Raw genomic sequence first — 16,965 nt, 5'->3', positions numbered from 1 at the left:
CGAAACTCCGGGGCGTTGTTCCAACTAGATAAATCTGAATGTCGCGATACAATAGTTAAAGTAAATAATTATTTCTTTACATTATGCAAGCAACCCCAGCCATAACCGCAGCCCCCATAGCCGGCACTTACTGGCAGTGGCGGGGGCATTCAGTATACTACGTTCGATCCAGCGATCGGCATCCAGAACGCCCTCCCCTGCTGTTAATTCACGGTTTTGGAGCCTCCACAGACCACTGGCGCAAAAATATCAGCGGCCTGAGCAAAGACTTTGAAGTGTGGGCGATCGACCTGATCGGATTCGGGCGATCGGCAAAACCAGAATTGCAGTACAGCGGCGACCTCTGGCGCGACCAACTCCACGATTTTATCACCAACATCATCGGCCGGCCCGCCGTACTAGCCGGCAACTCCCTCGGAGGCTACGCCGCCTTGTGTGTAGCAGCCCAGCGCCCCGAATCAGCAGCGGGACTCATATTAATCAACAGCGCCGGCCCCTTCAGCGAACCGCAGCCCGCACCCGAAGCCCCGCCCTTGCAAAAAGCCATATCTGCCGTAGCTAAAACCTTATTTCAGCAAGATTGGGCAAGTTTTCTGCTGTTCCAGTACGTGCGCCAGCGATCGACAATTCGGAAAACCCTAGAAAAAGTTTATCTCGACCAAAGCGCCGTCACAGACCAATTAGTAGAAGAAATTTACCTTCCCTCCTGCGATCCCGGTGCCCCCAAAGTATTCGCTTCCGTATTCCGAACACCCCAAGGCGAAAAAATTGACGTATTACTTAGTCAATTAACCTGCCCATTGCTAATGCTGTGGGGAGAAGGCGATCCGTGGATGAACTCCACAGAAAGAAGCGCCAAATTTCGCAAACACTATCCGCAGTTGACAGAACACTTTATCAAAGCCGGTCACTGTCCCCACGACGAAGTACCAGAACAGATAAACGAACTGATTCGCGCATGGATAATTGACCAATAGTCGATCGGCATATAGATAAATTTTCCCCAGCCCTCTCCTCCCTCGGAGAGGGGGAAAATGATCCGATTTGGGGTAAAAATCTATGTATCGTGCGAACACAAAGGCGGTTCACTTCAACTCAAATGTTCTGAGGAGACCGAAACCATGACCAGCAAAAAGACTCGCCGCAATTTTATATTGAGCAGTATAGCTGTTGCCAGCGGCATTGCAGGTGCTAAAGCGATCGAACAGCAGGATCGAGAAATCGCAGCCGCACCCAATAACCAGGCGGCCGCCACAGTAAAAATGCCAGAACGACTCTTAGGCAACACCGGCGTGAAAGTGCCGATTTTCGGTTTGGGGGGGGCCGGACAAACACCGCTGTCGCAGCCGGGAAGAGAAGCAGAAGCGGCGGCGCAAATTGAACGCGCGATCGAACTAGGCATTCGCTATTTTGACACGGCAGCCGACTACGGGCCCAGCGAAGAAAACTTAGGCAAAGTTTTGCCACCATATCGATCGCGCCTATTCTTAGCCACAAAAACCGCCGCCAGAGACAGAGACGGGGCGTGGAGAGACTTAGAACGATCGCTCAAAAGATTGAAAACCGATCGGCTAGACTTGTGGCAACTCCACCACGTCTCATTCCAAACAGAATTAGACAAAATTTTCAGTGCCAAAGGAGCAATAAAGGCGATCGAAGAAGCCAAACAGCAAAAAATAATTCGTTTTTCCGGCATCACCGGACACCACGAACCAGCCATCATTGCCGCAGGCTTGGATCGCTATCCTTTCGACACAACATTAATCTCCCTCAACGCCGCCGAAAAACATCACCCGCGCTCCTTTGTTACCAGCGCTTTACCAGTGGCCAAAGCAAAAAACATCGGCGTCATAGCCATGAAAATACCAGCTTACGGCAAATTATTTGAGAACGGTGTTTTAGATGGAATGCACCAAGCAATGGGCTACACGCTTTCACTTCCCGGCGTGCACTGCTGCGTCATCGCCGCCGACTCAGTAAAGCAATTAGAAGAAAACTTCAAAGTCGCCCAAGCATTCAAACCCCTAAACACAACAGAAATGGCAGCACTTGAAAAACGCACCGCCGCCGCTTGGGAAGAAAATACATTTTTCCGACAGTGGACTTAAGAGATCAACTCCAAAATTCCCTTTTTCATCTGTGTTTATTTTAGTGTTTTTATTGTGGCGCGGGCGTCCCGCCCGCGATCTCAAATCCACGGAATTATTCATCTCTCTTATCTCCCTCTGTGTTCTCTGCGTTCTCTGTGGTTAAATCCTTCCGATCCAACCGGAAACGATATGAATCATAGTTTTGTATGAAAACTCAAGTCCTCACTACGAACCTACAACGTTTATGTTACCAAACTTGATATCATCTGCGGTGAAAATACCTCAAATCACAAAACAAGGCGAGCCAAGCCGCTCGCCTTGTTTGTTATCATAAAAGATGCAATTTGTCAACAGCCAAAAGCTACTTTTTTTTCCGTTTAGCCTTATCTAACCGCCTACGATCGCGCCACTCAACAGAAGTCAAATAAGCGACCCCGCCAGTCACCGTCACCAGCAGTACAAAGGCCACTAAAACTAGAAAATTAGCAATCGAAAATTCCACAACGCCTCTTCCTCTGATTTTACATTTTCTACTTTCGATTTTAGATGAAAAATGTTAACAATTAACAGTTAAATGTTGACGGCTAACTGTTAACTGTTAACACTCCCTTCAAACTGCTGGCAACTCTTCCAAAATGGTAAACCTCACATGATTAATTGCCAGACTCCCCACGGAAACATCCTCCTTGTTTAAAGGAAGACCGCCGCTGGTGAGACCTTGAAACCGGATTCCCTTGCCAATTTCTACGTGATACCAAGCCAAACCCATAAAAAATCGCAACGGATAAGGGCCTCTGTCTTGAATATCATCAGGATTAGATTCCATCGGCACCCAGCCAAAACCCGGAATGTAAAATTCCAGCCAAACGTGATTGAAATCCGGCTCCAGCGACACACCTTTTCTGTCAGCAAAAGCCGGACACTTGTAGCGGCCGATCGTGCGGCAAGCAATCCCGTTTAACCTAGCCAAAGCTAACAAAAGTCCCACGTATTCGCCGCAGGAACCGATACCACGGCGCAGCACAATATCGGGAGTGTCAATGTGAGGTCTAATTCCGTAAGAAAGTTGATCGTAAACAAAATTACGAATGCTCAGCAATTGCCTGAGAATGTTAGTTTCCGAACCAATAGCCGCCGCAGCCGCCGATCGCACAATCTCCGTATCCATCGCCAAATTGTCATTATCAACCAAATACTTAGCTGCAAACTCCGGCGACAGCTTCGGACTCTTTTCGACATCCCGAGGCGACAACTGATACTTAATCGATCGAACTTCTAACAAAGCCTTCCAGCCAAAAATTCGGCGTTCCCCAGGCTGCAGCCGATCGAACTTAAACACCGCCACCCGTTCCCCTTCCTGAATTTCCTCAGTAAAAGGCATTCCAATCGGCGTAATTTTCCTGACCTTTTGTCGGTGAGTTTGCGAAGGCAAAGCAATCCGCCACTCCAAATTTTCGATTTCTACCTCATCGAGAGGAGACAGTTCCTCCACATAAGACATTTCCATCAAAAAACCGTTTGACAAAGCGTAGCGCTCGGCTTCATTGTAGTGAAAAGACAAAGGCTGAATAAAAGTGCGATCGCGCTTCGTCAACTGAAAAGGATCTTCCGAATTCGGGTCATCCCGGATGTAAAGTTCATCCCCGGCATAAGCCACGTACAGAACATCTTCCCCGGTTTCGGAATCCTTGTGAAAAGCCAAACCCGAAGGCGACTCAAAGGGAGTCAAAACGCTAAATTTAATCTCCCCAGTTCCCCGTTCCAAACAGTAAACAGTTTGCTCAGTCTTGTCACAAACCCAAATTTCCTCATCCCGGACAGTGATATTTTCTACCCCAATACCGGGAGCATAAAACCGAGTAATTTCTCGACCAGTTTTTAGGTCAAAAACCAGAATCGAGGCTAATCTCTGGCAAGTCACATAAAGCGTAGATTTCCAAACAGCAATCCCGTCAGCAGGATAAGAAAGCGAAACAAAATGTTCCGGTTGGAGTTCAGTTATCGCCCCGTCCAGAATTGCGCCCCGACAGCAACAAATATCCTCATCCCGCGCAAACCAGAGAGTATCTTCCGAAATAGCTAGCCCAGTTGCGCCCGCAAACTTAGCCGTTTGATAAGGATTCAAAACAGTAGTGTTGTCAGTTTCTCGATCGATCTCCAATAGCAGCCCTTCGGCGCGATCGACAGCGAACAACCTATTTCCTAAAAAAGCAATGCCGTGCAGTGCCAAGACTCCGATGGGTCTGACCATCCGCAGCCCCGAAGGCTGTTTGTCCGAGAGAACAGGTGAATCGAGATTCATGCTAAATTTCTTGCCGGTATTGTACAGAAAAACTGATTTGTAACTTGTAGCCGATCGCTTGAGGTTCACCAGCAAAATTGCCGAGTTTCCTGATATCCATGATTGACGCATCAACCGGGTGTTGTTAGGAAAAGACGCCTTGTAGCCTCTTGTCTGAGTTAAAAAACCCGGAATATTAGTCTTTGTCCAAGTTGGGTTTAACAAGCTCAACCGAACCTGCTGCCGTGAATGGAAGTAAGTATAACTACTAAGCTACCACTGACAAACGCGACAGAGAATTCTATGTTGAGCAGAGCAACCCAAATAATCGTATCTGCCTGAAGATATAAATTAAGTACAACAGATTACTAGATCCGTCAAAACCTTGGATAGAATAAAACCGTGAGATAAAGTTCCTAGGTTCATCAAAAGGCAGGTTCGTCATGGCTTTGAAGTCTGCTCTCAATATCGGTGCTCTTTCCTTAATTCTGTCTTTAGAGGCAGTTGCCGCCGGTAGTTTTTTAATACCAGCAGAGGCTCTCAACAGCTCCGCAAACATTGTCCAGCGCGCCTCACCACCGCAGCTACCCCTCAACTGGCAAACAGTTCAACCCGCCCAACCAAGCGGAAGCAGACCGAACAGCCAGCAATTGGAACCCGCGTGGAATAGCTTTCAACCGCCGGAGGACGGAGTACCCGGAAGGCGGGAAGGGGGAGGAACCCGCGGCTTAGAATGCCCCACGGCCACAACTGCCTTAACTGCCTTGATTCCCCAATCAACTATGGGGCAAACCATATCAGCAAAGCCAACATTTTTCTACTACCTTCCCGTAGCCCTCGACAAAACAGTTCAGTTTGAGTTAGCAGACGAAAAGGACAAAACACTATACAAAAAAAGTTTTCGCATGGTAACTAGCCGTGCAGGTGTAGTTAGCGTCAGCCTCGGCTCCGACGACAACTCCCCAGCCCTGGAAGTTGGCAAAAACTATCAATGGTACTTTACTATCAAATGCAACCCAAAAAATACAACCGATGATGTTCTCGTTTCCGGGTGGATCAACCGCACCGCACTCGCCCCAACCGTGAAAACAGAGTTGGATCGATCGTCCGATCTCACCAAGCTCAGCATCTTCGCCCAACAAAATCTCTGGTACGAGTACCTGGCAACTCTAGCTCAATTGCGTATCGAGTCTCCCAGCGATGCCAGTTTAGCGAGCCAGTGGTCAGCAGTTCTCAACTCAGTCGAACTCGGCAAAATAGCCCAAGAACCCTTAGTCGCAAGTGAGTTAACACCTATCACCAGAAAATAATTCAACACCAGATTCACGCAAAGAATGCAACGGTAGGCCCGTGCCCCAAACCCTGATAGCCATAAGTCATTGGCAATTCTAAAATCTCAAATCTCAAATCTCAAATCTCAAATCTAAAATGGTATGACTGGTGCAGCAAGTACGAAAAACTCGGTTTCGATCGCGGTATTTGGCAGCGCCACAGATGATTTTTGCCTGTTGCGGGTTGTTTGGTCGATCGTCCTAAATAAATTAAAATTTTTGTACCGATCGGCAGTTCGGACTTCTGACATCTTGAAAGCCGGACTGTGGAAATTTTGATGGTCAAATTTCGCCTAATACTAAATGATAAACTGGCATAGTCAAGCAGGCGACAAACTTATTTTAGAGAAATTATTAATTATGCGCCCGAATGCAAATATTGCACTATTTCGGTTGGGGATTTCACTTGTAACTGCGCTGCCGATGGCTTGCTTTTATGCCAATAAAGCTATATCCCAAACAAAGGATATTTCTCAGTTGCCCGTCGCTGCTGACAACTCAGCAGATACGGGCAATCAAGTATTAGCCCTGCAAAAACTGGAAATCAAGCAGGATGAAACAGCAACAAACTTAAATCAGCTTCCCGATTCTATCGAGACCAACCCTGAACTAGAAACACGATCGAACCCCACCGAGAACAGGCAAGATGCCTGTTCCACAAGCAGTTTGATTGATTGTGGTACGGGCATCTTGCCCGTAGCAAAAAATCTGGTTGACAACCAGCCCCAATGTCAGAACCCGCTAGATTGCAATCATGTTTTAGCCCAGAACCAACCCTCGCTGCCTCCAAACCTGCCACCGCCGCCGACGGAGCCCGATCCAAATCGCGATCGATTTCTGCAACCGGCCCCGCAGCCTTCCCCAGAACCTCCCCAAGTACCACCCACAGTAGCGCCGGGGCCCCGGTCGCCAGTTCCCCCAACGCTGCCGAATACAGCAATTGAGGTGCAGAAAATTCAAGTAGTTGGCAGCACCATTTTAAGCCAAGATGAAATTAATGCCTTAGTCAGCCCGTTAGAAGGCCGTTCTACCACCCTAGAACAGCTCAAACAAATCGCCGACAAAATTACCGAAATTTACCTCAATCGTGGCTACATCACTTCGAGAGCAGTCTTGCCGCCCCAAACTATCACCGCAGGGGTAGTCCAAATTCAAGTTATCGAAGGCAAGCTAGCCCGAATTGAGGTAGAAGGAACTAAAAGATTGCATCCGAGTTACATCCGCAGCCGGATTCGACTCGGTGCCGGAATGCCTTTAAGCACAGCTTCATTAGAAGACCAACTCCGGCTGTTGCGGGTCGATCCTTTATTTGACAATGTAGAAGCCAGTCTGCGGGCTGGGGATAATGAAGGCGAGAGCATTCTGATCGTCCGAGTCTCGGAAGCTAATCCGTTTCAACCTAGTTTCAGCATTGACAATTACTCGCCTCCCAGTGTCGGTTCCGAAAGATTGGGAGTTAGTTTGCGGCACCGCAATATAACAGGAAATGGCGACGAACTGGCAGGGGCTTATTACCGATCGCTCGGCGATTCAGACGTGTTTGATTTTAGCTATCGCGTGCCGCTAAATGCGATGAACGGCACTTTGCAATTGAGGGCAGCGCCGAATCGCAACAGTATCGTACAAGCAGATTTTAAACGTTTTGACATTTCGGGAAAATCGCATTTATTTGAAGTTAGTTACCGCCAGCCACTGCGGAGAACGCCGATCGAAGAATTTGCCTTGTCTGCCGGTTTTACTTATCAGACAGGCAGAACTTTTGTCGCTGGCGAACCGTTTTCTTTTGGCATCCGCGAGGAGTCCAAGGGTGTCACCACTACGAGCGCAATTAAGCTGGGACAGGACTACATTCGGCGCGACCCCCAGGGTGCTTGGGCCGTGCGATCGCAATTTACGATCGGCACTAGCTTGTTTGATGCTACTGAATACGAAGGTTCCGATCCCGACGGACAATTTTTGAGTTGGCTGGGTCAAGTGCAGCGAGTACAGCGATTGAATGACAAACATTTATTAATTTTGCAGGCAGACTTGCAGTTGTCAGCTAATAGTTTGTTACCTTCCCAGCAATTTGTAATTGGCGGCGGACAATCTTTGCGCGGCTACCGCCAAAATGTCCGTTCTGGCGATAACGGCTTCAGAGTTTCCATCGAAGATCGGATTACTTTGCAGCGCGATGCTTCGGGAAATCCCAAACTTCAATTAGCTCCCTTTTTGGATGCGGGTATGGTATGGAACGTTGCGAACAATCCTAATACATTAACCGATCAGACATTTTTAGCAGGTTTAGGTTTAGGGGTAATCTGGGAACCGATACAGCGGGTGAACCTGCGAGTAGATTACGCTTTTCCTTTGGTGAGAATTAGCGATAAAGGCGACAATCTGCAAGATAACGGCATTTACTTCAATATAATTTATACGCCCTAAAATGAGCGATTTGCTGCTCTGCTACCCATACAAATTGTCTGTTATGGCAGAGGGGAGATGGGAAGAGTGGGGGAGTGGGAAATGAAGAAAATATTTCCTTCTTCCTTCTTCCCTCTTCCCTCTTCCTTGTTCAACATCCGATATTAATCGCCGACTTCCCCGACAACCTCCGCAGCAGCCTGAGTTTCGAGCCAGAGTTTGAGCAGCAAGAGCTCTGCCCGATCGCCCAACACAGTCGCAAACACCCCATCAGCCCCCTCAGACGCGCCAGAAATCCACGTACCGCGCAGAGTCACTTCTACAAAGTCAGCATCAGCAACACAAAGGGCGATCGCATCATTGTCGTTTCGGCGCGCCTCAGATTCCAACAGAGACAGCGCCGGCAAATTCGCGGGCAGCAAAAATGCCGCAGTGCTCGGTTCGACGCTGATGCTTTGACCAACTCGCATAGCCAGCACCACTCGCAGCGCCACTAACTGTTCGGGAGATTGAGCCAAACGCTCTAGGTTAAAGCCCGTTTCAGTATAAGTCAACTTCAGCATATTGACAGCCCTAAATTTGGAATTGAAAGTTAAAAATTGGTAATTGAAAATTGGCGATCGGGAATTGGGGATTGGGAATTGGGAATTGGGAATTGGGAATTGGGCATTGGATAGGAAGGAATGAAAAGTTTGCTATTCCGAACTAAAATCCTTTTCAATTACAGGACTGAATTAGCTATTAACTATTAGCTATTACCAATTACCAATTACCAATCCCCCATGCCCCATGCCCCATGCCCCATGCCCCATGCCCCATGCCCCATGCCCTATTCCCCAATTTGGTATTCGTGCCAAAACAGTTCGGCAAAAGCAACAGTGGGGTGTATGGGGGCCTTCGGCTTAGTTCGCAGAGACATTCCAGCTTCTACGGGAGTTCGATCGCCCTTACGAGAGTTGCATCGTTCGCAAGCAGTCACCACGTTGTCCCAAGTATGCGGGCCGCCCTTCGATCGAGGCATGACGTGATCAAGCGTCAAATGCCGATTGCTACCGCAGTATTGGCAAGAATGAGCGTCGCGGCGCAGAACTTCCCGGCGATTAACCGGGGGTACTTTCCACAGGCGTTCCCTGTTACCAAAAGTCAAGCGGATTTGTTCGGGTACGTGGATGCTGGTGCTGGGCGATCGCACCAGCCAGCCGTTGCCAATGCTAAAATCAAGAGGTTCAGCCTTGCCTGTTACCAACAGTACGATCGCCCGTTTGATGTTGACACGGCTCATTGGTAGGTAATTCTGAGAAAATACCACCACAGATTGCCTCAATACATCAGTTACTACGGTCACGGCTTGCTCCTCCTCATTTGGATTTTAGATTTTAGATTTTAGATTTTAGATTTGGGATTTGGGATTTTCGGTGCAACGCCTACATTGGCTACATCTGGTTTTTTCCCAGTTCCCCAAGCGGATCGAATTTCTCAAATATCCAATCAAATGCCCCCGCTTCTCTTACTTAGAAGCGGGGGCTAGAAAAACTGCTTTCATGCAAATTTTCATCCTGTCTTGGTACAGTAGTTTAGCTGTACCTCCCGCTTCGCGTATCTCGATATGGCTGTGCCACTTGCCGACCGTGCCGGTCTACCTCGTTGTAATTAATTTCTGCAATTTGTCCTAATCCACTATAACCGTGTTTATTTAGGCCCCGGCCCGCCCACGAGGTCGCTGCGACAGTCGCAAAACCCGTGCTAAAGACGTGCCGTGACGACTCGGAGCGACCCGTGGGGCGATCGCACTTCAGTTGATAGGTGGAGTAGGTGGGGAGAAATTTCAAAGTCGGCAGAAGGTGGTTAAGAGGCTTTCAATCTAGCTGTAAACATACTACACTGATATTACACATATGTCCACCCGTCACGGAGAAAAATTATGCATACCCTACCTAGAACCTCAACCACCGAAATGGAAGTGACCAGCATTCGACTCGAAAGAGAACTCAAAGAGAGACTCAAAGAGCTCGCAGGCAATCAAGGCTATCAAGCTTTGATTCGAGATTTGCTCTGGAATTACGTGCAGCAGAAGTCTGGAGAGTATCGGCAGATGTTTTCTCGATCGGATATTCGAGCCAGCATTAATGCCACAGCACAGCAGGAGGAACGCTGCGCGCTTACAGGAGAGTTGATCCGACCGGGCGGCCCGATGTTATTAGGCCTGACAATGCACGGCGAAATGGTGCCGCTGAGTATAGGGAGTATGGCCGGATAAACCAGTTTATCGAAAATTTGTGAGAGCGATCGGCCTGGGGTGAAGGCCCCAGGCGCTGAAGATCATACGATTTTAGATTTTAGATTTTAGATTTTAGATTTTAGATTTTAGATTTTAGATTTTAGAATGGCTTATAAGATAAGGGTTTGGAGCTTGCCTAGAGTTGCATTATTTTTGGGAACTTGTATTGTGAAACTTCATTAAGTTTGTAAGCATCAATAAACAATAGTAGTATCCTTTAGTCAGAGAAGTTAGAGAAATGTTGCGAGGAAGTTCTGAATGCAACTAGCAGAGCGGCACATCATTAAATCTACGGAGTACCGTTTCCCTGAGATTGATGAATTAGCTTTTAAATCCAAAAATCTCTACAATGCTGCTAACTACGTCATTCGTCAGAGTTTTGTTTATGGATGGAGTTACATCAATTACAACGAGATGAACAGTTTGATGAAGTCTCATCAAGCATACAAGGCAATGCCCGCAAAAGTCAGCCAACAAATCTTGATGATATTGGACAAGAATTGGAAATCGTTTTTTGAAGCGGTTAAAGCTTACAAAACTGATGCCTCTAAATTTACTGGTCGCCCAAAGCTGCCGAAGTACAAAGATAAGGTCAAAGGGCGAAACATTCTCGTCTACACGATCCAAGCAATTAGTAGCAAACAATTAAAAAAAGGGATCGTCAAGCTTTCGGGTACTCATCTCTCAATCAAAACCAAAGTAAATCCCGATCAAATCTGTCAAGTTAGAGTGGTTCCCAAATGCGATTCTTATGTAATTGAGGTAATATACGATGAACCGGAGTCCACCGCCAGCGACGATAAATTCGTAGCTAGTATTGATTTAGGACTGAATAACTTAGCGGCGTTAACTTCAAATCAGCCGGGCTTTACGCCTCTCCTGATTAACGGGCGACCATTAAAATCAATCAATCAGTTCTACAACAAACGTAAAGCACGGTTACAATCTCAATTGAAAGGAAGTCGCAAGAGTTCACCCCGCATTCAACGATTAACTCGCTGTCGCAACCAAAAAACTGACAATTACTTGCATCATACCAGTCGTTTAATTGTTGACCTTTTGGTCGCCAAACAAATTGGGACGTTAGTAATTGGCAAGAATGCACAATGGAAAACTGAGATTGATTTGGGAAAGCAAACTAATCAAAATTTTGTCAGTATTCCCCATGATCGACTAATTGAGATGTTGGAATATAAAACTCGATTGGTGGGGATTAAGGTCGTTATGCAAGAAGAATCTTATACTTCTCAATCAAATTTTCTCGGTTTAGATCCAATTCCTGTTTATGGAAAAACTGATAAGGATGATGTATTTACTGGCAAGCGGATCAAAAGAGGTTTGTACAAGACCTCAGCAGGTCAATTAATTAACTCCGATGTTAACGGGTCTTACAATATTCTGAGAAAAGCAATCCCAAATGCGTTCAGCAATGGGATAGAGAGCTGCGTAGTTCAGCCAAGGCGGGTCAATCCGCTCAAAGTACAAGCGAAAGGGGAGGGACTTGATGCCTCCCATGTCATGTCATAAATGACTATACTTTTATTAGCTATAACAATACTTCGGACTGTTTTTGATTACCAACCGTAGAATAAGGGTTTCAAGGATCTGCGGCAAGTTCGCTACCAACTGACATCTTGCACCATTTTCAATAAGCTTTTTATGGGGGGGCTCTCCTGCCCAACCCCTACTCCCCACAAAAAATTGCACTTGTTGTGGAACAGGCATCTTGCCTGTTCTTGAGAATGATCCAAGATGTGAGCTACCAACGAAAATTCAGGGTTTCAGATTACGAACTAAAAACAGTCCGGGCTATTGGTATAAAATCCCGCAGTATTGAAACAATATCTATTTAACGAACCACGAAGACGCCTTCGGCGAAGCCGTTCCCGTAGGGTAGAGCGCGAAGAAAGATGGAGAAGAAAATAGCTAATGCCAGCGCTTCCGGATTCTGGTAACGCAGATGCGGATGCTCCAAAACGCGCGGGCTAGTGCTAAACTTTCCATCGGGCGTGCTGACAGACGATCGTACATTTTATGAAAAAAATTAAAGTAATGCTGAAAAACCGCTACTTGACTGCTGCGAGTTCGATCGCCCTTCTCACAATTATTGCCGGATGTGCAGCTACTGAATCACCTCAACTTGCATCTTCTCCCTCTCCTGTAGCTGAATCTTCCCCGCCGCCGGTTAAACCAAGTCAGCCGAAGCCCTTACCCTTAATAGTCTCTGCTAGCAATCCCGAAACCCCCACAAATACCAAAATTCAGCAATATCTCAACGAGTTGGCAGCCCAAGGTTTTGCAAAAGAAAACCAAGGCGTCTGGATACAATCTGGCAATACTTTGCTAGCCAATCATCAAGGTACCGTTCCTCTGTCAGCCGCTTCTATTACCAAAGTAGCCACATCTCTCGTAGCGCTGCAACAATTCGGGCCGGAACATCAATTTATTACCTTAATTGGTACAACGGGAAAAATTGAAAACGGCGTATTAAAAGGCGATTTAATTGTTGGCGGAAGCGAAGATCCGTTGTTTGTCTGGGAAGAGGCGATCGCCCTCGGTAACGCCTTAAATCAAAAAGGCATCAAGCGAGTCAGTGGCAATTTGATAATTGTCGATAAGTTTTACATGAACTTTGAACTTGATCCCCTCAAATCGGGAGAATTGCTCAAACAAGGATTAAACAGTGAAATCTGGCCCAGCGAAGCCGCCGCCCAGTATCAAACACTGCCTCCAAATACGCCGAAACCCCAAATAGCAATTGAGGGTACTGTAAAAGTTTTGTCAGCACCTCCCAATGACGTGCAGCCTTTAGTAAAACATTATTCTTTGCCCCTTGCTGAACTGATCAAAAAAATGAATCAGTACAGCAACAATCTCATGGCAGATATGCTAGCTGATACTGTCGGTGGCGCTAAAACAGTCGCGCAAAAAGCAGCAGCAGCAACCGGAGTTCCGCCCGCAGAAATTCAACTCGTCAACGGTTCGGGATTGAGCGAAGAAAATCTCATTTCTCCCCGGGCTGCTTGCGCGTTGTTTATAGCTTTAGAACGCTATCTTGAACCTTACAGCATGACAGTTGCTGATGTCTTAACTGTAGTTGGTAAAGATGAAGGAATACTGGCAGAACGGGCGCTTCCCCAATTAGCAGTAGTCAAATCTGGCACGTTGGATAATGTTAGCGCTTTGGGCGGAGCGCTACCAACTCAAAAACAAGAAACTGTGTGGTTTGTGATTATGAATGGAGGGGCAAATGTCGAGACATTTCGCACTCAGCAAGAGGTTTTGCTGAAAAGCTTTTTGAATGAGTGGGGAAGTGTTCAAGTTTCGCCGCCCGAATTAACGCCAAATCCTACTAGAAAGAGTAAGGTATCTCGCAGCGAAATTGTCAATTGATTTGAGGCTTACGCATGGGGCCCAGAAACCGGGTTTTTTTAGAAAAAGACACGTTGCAACCCGCAAGTTCGGCAAAAAACCCGGTTTCTCTACTTGGTAGGGTGCGTCATATCGTTTCCGGTTGCATCGGAATGATTTAACCGCAGAGGGCGCAGAGAACGCAGAGGGAGAGAATACAGAGATGAATAATTCCGATGCTACCGGATTTGATATCAGTACAGAAATTGTGAATTGGCAGCTAAAATAATGCAAGCTGATGCAACCTAGGAGTACAAACTAATTTAATTAGGGGTTTTTGCCCTAGCGACTACAATGCCGATCGCACTTTCGACTCTGCTAATATATCTCTGCAAGTCGTAAGCAACTGTCACATCCCCAGCCGGGGAAGCGTGAATTAAACCCATATTGCCGTCAGCATTGCGGTAGACTAAACCCGTGTGGGTGACATCCAATCCTTTAACATCCGTGGCTACCGCTACAATATCCCCTGGTTTTAACTGAGAATAAAGACTTTTTATCTGATTTGTGGGGATGTAATTAACAGTAGTTTTGGCTAATTCTGCTTCTTGATTGACTATGCACTGATAAGTTGCTTCGTCTTTGGCCATTTGCGGGTAACTGCTGCGGTGCTGACTCATGAAATTTAGTGTTTTATTCATGGGCACTCCGCCTAATTCAGCGGTGATATTTTCCACAGTTTGCCGTTTTTGATTGTCGTTAATCCATTCGGAAAAATAGTGCAATCTGCTGCAATAACCGTTCATTTTACCGTTTAAATACCGCTGTTCTTCTATGCGATTTACAAAATTTTGATAGTCGTAATCTTGTACTGCTACGCCCCTGGCGATCGCCAAAACGGTTTCTACAAATAAAACGCAATCAAATTTATTCAAAGTTACGATCAACTTTTCTTCGCCGGATTTGTCCAGCAAACCAGCGGCGTAGGGCAATCCTTGGAACTTATCGGCGATCGCCTGGACGATTTCTCCCATCGAGCGATCGTGCAAATTTTGTTGTTTTGCATACTGTACAACCTGTTCAAAACGTGCTATGTCTTCAGGTTGTGCAGCGGTTTCTCTCTCCGTGTTATTTGAATTATTTGAGTCCGATCGTCTCGCCAGCACTTTCAGCAATTCGGAATAGGAAATTTCCGCTAAATTGTTGAAGTCCCACAACATACTCGGAAAAGTGGAAACAGTTGGCTTGTTTGTTATCTCCAGATTTTCGCTTTCTCCCGTCAAGGAAAACGCTACATCCGCGCCCTGTCCTGCTGTTTGTCGATCGACAACATATCCCGCAGCAGATTGAGACTGAAATGCCCAAACATCAGGTATCAAAGAATTATTCACGCCGACGATCGCAAATCCCAAAACAGCCAGACTCCAAAAATTTCTCATGTTTTTCAAAGGATTTTGCTTCAACTCAGTGCTATCCTGAAAATTTTACAATTACTAGAAGTCTCAATCAGCCTAGTAGACAGATAAAATTGGCAACAGCGGACTAGATCGATACACTTGTCATTTAGATGCCGCCCTATTATAAACTGATCGTGCGAGTTTGATAGCACAAAACTGTAATGCAAGTAGAACGCCGACGCCGCCCCATCGGGCCGCAACCCCCAATCGAGTCCCGACGCCAAAGCACCGAGCGCCCATTCCAGTCCCGACGCCAAAGCACCGAGCGCCCAGTGCTATCTCGTCGTCGCCCAATCCCGACCCGACGCCCCATAGACCTCTTGCAAAAGTCGCTCTCAATTCTGGGAATTATCTGGGTTAATCTGCGTTCATCTGCCTTGTATCTGCGGTTGACCGATCGAGCAAAGATTCATGCAACAGGTCTAATCCAATCCCGACGCCAAAGCAGCCAGCGCCCCGTCGGACGCCGACGCCAAAGCAGCGAAGGCCCAGTGCCATCTCGTCGCCGAGTGAGGACGAAATTTTCTCGGCTAAAATACCGTAACATTTTGTGTTTAATTGCCGGGGCGATCGCGTTCTTTTGGGTCGTCACAATACCCTTCAGAATTCGCCGTCCCCCAGAACCGCCAGTCATATTGCCTCAACAGGCCGTGTCGCCTCAAGAAACACTCTCGCCTCCGACAATTGAACCATCGGAAAATTTAGCCGATCGTCAAAGCGAGCCTACCTTTAGCTACAACATCAAAACACCTCCCAATCCAGTTTACTCTCAAGAATTGCAAGGGATTGTTGATGAATCTGTGAAAATTGCAACCAGCAAAGGACTGCCTGCTGAACGGCTATCAATTAGCCTATTTGATGTCAGCAATTCCCAAAGTCACACATTTGCCGGATATCAAAATCAAACTCTCCGATTTCCCGCTAGCGTTGCCAAGTTATTTTGGATGGCAGCGTTTTACGCAGCCATAGAAAAAGGCATCATTACGCAAAGAGAATCTGCCTTTAAAAACGACCTAGAGCAAATGATGCGCGTCTCCAATAACGATGCTGCTAGCCGACTTTTAGACAAAATCACAGATACAAAATCCGGCGGCAGGCTCGCAGGAGAAGAGTTGCAAACCTGGCTGAAAAAGCGCACTCAAATTAACACATTTTTCCAGTCGGCCGGCTACAATGATCTTCGTATAAGCACCAAAAATTATCCCATATACTATTTAAGACAAGAAGGGCCAATCGGTCGCGACTTGCAATTGCGGGGCGATGCTTCTGTGCCGATTCGCAATCAAGTAACTACCGACCAAGCCGCCAGATTAATATATGAAATCTATACTAGACAAGCCGTTTCCAGCGTCGCCAGCCGCAAAATGGCTTACTTGCTAACGAGAGACTTAGACCCCAAGGCGTGGAAAAAAGACCCTCTCAACTCGATACAAGGATTTTTGGGCGAATCTTTACCACCTAATATTTATTTTGGTTCCAAGGTTGGCTATACTTCCAAATCCCGCAGCGAAGCGGCATTTGTCAGAACTTTAGACGATCGCGCCATTTATATCTTAGTTGTTTTCGCAGACGATCCTGCTTATTCCAAGGACGAAACAGCATTTCCGGCAATTTCCCGATACGTTTTCGATCGGCTAAATGCTCGTGGCCCCAGCACTTTGCAGTGATATGGAGTAGGGCCGGTTGAGTGTTGAGTGTTGAGTGTTGAGTGTTGACTGTTGACTGTTGAGTGTTGAGTGTTGAGTGTTGAGTGTTGACTGTTGACTGTTGGCTG

The 16,965-nt window shown here is 46.8% G+C and carries 14 protein-coding genes; 9 read left to right on the top strand and 5 right to left on the bottom strand.

All coding sequences use genetic code 11. From position 1 onward, the window contains the following. Positions 1–83 precede the first annotated feature (83 nt). Together QUB04_RS10665 and QUB04_RS10660 are read left to right on the top strand one after the other, a co-directional pair. Positions 84–977, top strand: a complete 894-nt coding sequence (locus QUB04_RS10665; protein ID WP_333283978.1) for an alpha/beta fold hydrolase — start codon at positions 84–86, stop codon at positions 975–977. A 144-nt stretch (positions 978–1,121) separates the two neighbouring features. Then, positions 1,122–2,108, top strand: a complete 987-nt coding sequence (locus QUB04_RS10660; protein ID WP_333283977.1) for an aldo/keto reductase — start codon at positions 1,122–1,124, stop codon at positions 2,106–2,108. A gap of 343 nt (positions 2,109–2,451) precedes the next feature. Here QUB04_RS10660 and QUB04_RS10655 read toward each other — a convergent pair whose 3' ends face one another. Both QUB04_RS10655 and QUB04_RS10650 read right to left on the bottom strand, forming a co-directional pair. Next, the gene (locus tag QUB04_RS10655; RefSeq protein WP_190736053.1) at positions 2,452–2,592 is read right to left on the bottom strand and encodes a hypothetical protein; all 141 of its coding nucleotides are present in this window, start codon (positions 2,590–2,592) and stop codon (positions 2,452–2,454) included. A 108-nt stretch (positions 2,593–2,700) separates the two neighbouring features. Then, entirely contained in the window at positions 2,701–4,392 is a 1,692-nt protein-coding gene (locus QUB04_RS10650; RefSeq protein ID WP_333284007.1) for a transglutaminase domain-containing protein, read from the bottom strand. 422 nt (positions 4,393–4,814) lie between these two features. On the opposite strand from QUB04_RS10650, the gene QUB04_RS10645 reads away from it, so the two are divergent. From QUB04_RS10645 to QUB04_RS10635, 3 genes are all read left to right on the top strand, one after another. Beyond that, positions 4,815–5,681, top strand: coding sequence for a DUF928 domain-containing protein (locus QUB04_RS10645; protein ID WP_333283975.1), 867 nt, complete (start codon positions 4,815–4,817; stop codon positions 5,679–5,681). A 123-nt stretch (positions 5,682–5,804) separates the two neighbouring features. After that, complete coding sequence (locus QUB04_RS10640; RefSeq protein ID WP_333283973.1) at positions 5,805–5,981, top strand: hypothetical protein; 177 nt, start codon at positions 5,805–5,807, stop codon at positions 5,979–5,981. Between the two features lie 24 nt (positions 5,982–6,005). Next, positions 6,006–8,126 carry a ShlB/FhaC/HecB family hemolysin secretion/activation protein gene (locus tag QUB04_RS10635; RefSeq protein WP_333283971.1) on the top strand — a complete coding sequence of 707 codons (2,121 nt, stop codon included), beginning with the start codon at positions 6,006–6,008 and terminating at the stop codon, positions 8,124–8,126. A gap of 143 nt (positions 8,127–8,269) precedes the next feature. On the opposite strand, the gene QUB04_RS10630 is transcribed toward QUB04_RS10635, so the two are convergent. Continuing rightward, positions 8,270–8,668 carry an alr0857 family protein gene (locus QUB04_RS10630; RefSeq protein ID WP_333283969.1) on the bottom strand — a complete coding sequence of 133 codons (399 nt, stop codon included), beginning with the start codon at positions 8,666–8,668 and terminating at the stop codon, positions 8,270–8,272. Positions 8,669–8,934: 266 nt separating this feature from the next. Beyond that, the gene (locus QUB04_RS10625) at positions 8,935–9,450 is read right to left on the bottom strand and encodes an HNH endonuclease (protein ID WP_333056402.1); all 516 of its coding nucleotides are present in this window, start codon (positions 9,448–9,450) and stop codon (positions 8,935–8,937) included. A gap of 576 nt (positions 9,451–10,026) precedes the next feature. Between QUB04_RS10625 and QUB04_RS10620 the strand changes: the two genes are divergently transcribed. The 3 genes from QUB04_RS10620 (at position 10,027) to QUB04_RS10610 (ending at position 13,776) form a co-directional block, all read left to right on the top strand. Then, complete coding sequence (locus QUB04_RS10620; protein WP_039886507.1) at positions 10,027–10,362, top strand: ribbon-helix-helix domain-containing protein; 336 nt, start codon at positions 10,027–10,029, stop codon at positions 10,360–10,362. Positions 10,363–10,641: 279 nt separating this feature from the next. Beyond that, positions 10,642–11,910 (top strand): transposase, encoded by a 1,269-nt coding sequence (locus tag QUB04_RS10615; RefSeq protein WP_333283967.1) that lies wholly within the window; start codon positions 10,642–10,644, stop codon positions 11,908–11,910. Positions 11,911–12,417: 507 nt separating this feature from the next. Next, positions 12,418–13,776, top strand: coding sequence for a D-alanyl-D-alanine carboxypeptidase (locus QUB04_RS10610; RefSeq protein ID WP_333283965.1), 1,359 nt, complete (start codon positions 12,418–12,420; stop codon positions 13,774–13,776). Between the two features lie 281 nt (positions 13,777–14,057). Here the strand turns inward: QUB04_RS10610 and QUB04_RS10605 are convergent, their stop codons facing one another. Then, complete coding sequence (locus QUB04_RS10605; protein WP_333283963.1) at positions 14,058–15,173, bottom strand: N-acetylmuramoyl-L-alanine amidase-like domain-containing protein; 1,116 nt, start codon at positions 15,171–15,173, stop codon at positions 14,058–14,060. A 179-nt stretch (positions 15,174–15,352) separates the two neighbouring features. On the opposite strand from QUB04_RS10605, the gene QUB04_RS10600 reads away from it, so the two are divergent. After that, the gene (locus QUB04_RS10600) at positions 15,353–16,858 is read left to right on the top strand and encodes a serine hydrolase (protein WP_333283961.1); all 1,506 of its coding nucleotides are present in this window, start codon (positions 15,353–15,355) and stop codon (positions 16,856–16,858) included. The last annotated feature ends 107 nt before the right edge of the window (positions 16,859–16,965 follow it).

This window comes from Microcoleus sp. D2_18a_B4 (genome assembly GCF_036702475.1).
GTDB lineage: Bacteria > Cyanobacteriota > Cyanobacteriia > Cyanobacteriales > Microcoleaceae > Microcoleus.
Note: the sequence above shows the minus strand (reverse complement) of the source record. Positions and strands in the feature narration are given on the sequence as shown.

What these genes read in the sequence shown, in the direction of transcription:
- QUB04_RS10620 (WP_039886507.1), top strand. Translation starts at nt 10,027, where the DNA reads ATGCATACCCTACCTAGAACCTCAACCACCGAAATGGAAGTGACCAGC.
- QUB04_RS10650 (WP_333284007.1), bottom strand. Translation starts at nt 4,392, where the DNA reads ATGAATCTCGATTCACCTGTTCTCTCGGACAAACAGCCTTCGGGGCTG.
- QUB04_RS10615 (WP_333283967.1), top strand. Translation starts at nt 10,642, where the DNA reads ATGCAACTAGCAGAGCGGCACATCATTAAATCTACGGAGTACCGTTTC.
- QUB04_RS10660 (WP_333283977.1), top strand. Translation starts at nt 1,122, where the DNA reads ATGACCAGCAAAAAGACTCGCCGCAATTTTATATTGAGCAGTATAGCT.
- QUB04_RS10600 (WP_333283961.1), top strand. Translation starts at nt 15,353, where the DNA reads ATGCAAGTAGAACGCCGACGCCGCCCCATCGGGCCGCAACCCCCAATC.
- QUB04_RS10665 (WP_333283978.1), top strand. Translation starts at nt 84, where the DNA reads ATGCAAGCAACCCCAGCCATAACCGCAGCCCCCATAGCCGGCACTTAC.
- QUB04_RS10645 (WP_333283975.1), top strand. Translation starts at nt 4,815, where the DNA reads ATGGCTTTGAAGTCTGCTCTCAATATCGGTGCTCTTTCCTTAATTCTG.
- QUB04_RS10635 (WP_333283971.1), top strand. Translation starts at nt 6,006, where the DNA reads ATGATAAACTGGCATAGTCAAGCAGGCGACAAACTTATTTTAGAGAAA.
- QUB04_RS10630 (WP_333283969.1), bottom strand. Translation starts at nt 8,668, where the DNA reads ATGCTGAAGTTGACTTATACTGAAACGGGCTTTAACCTAGAGCGTTTG.
- QUB04_RS10640 (WP_333283973.1), top strand. Translation starts at nt 5,805, where the DNA reads ATGACTGGTGCAGCAAGTACGAAAAACTCGGTTTCGATCGCGGTATTT.
- QUB04_RS10605 (WP_333283963.1), bottom strand. Translation starts at nt 15,173, where the DNA reads ATGAGAAATTTTTGGAGTCTGGCTGTTTTGGGATTTGCGATCGTCGGC.
- QUB04_RS10610 (WP_333283965.1), top strand. Translation starts at nt 12,418, where the DNA reads ATGAAAAAAATTAAAGTAATGCTGAAAAACCGCTACTTGACTGCTGCG.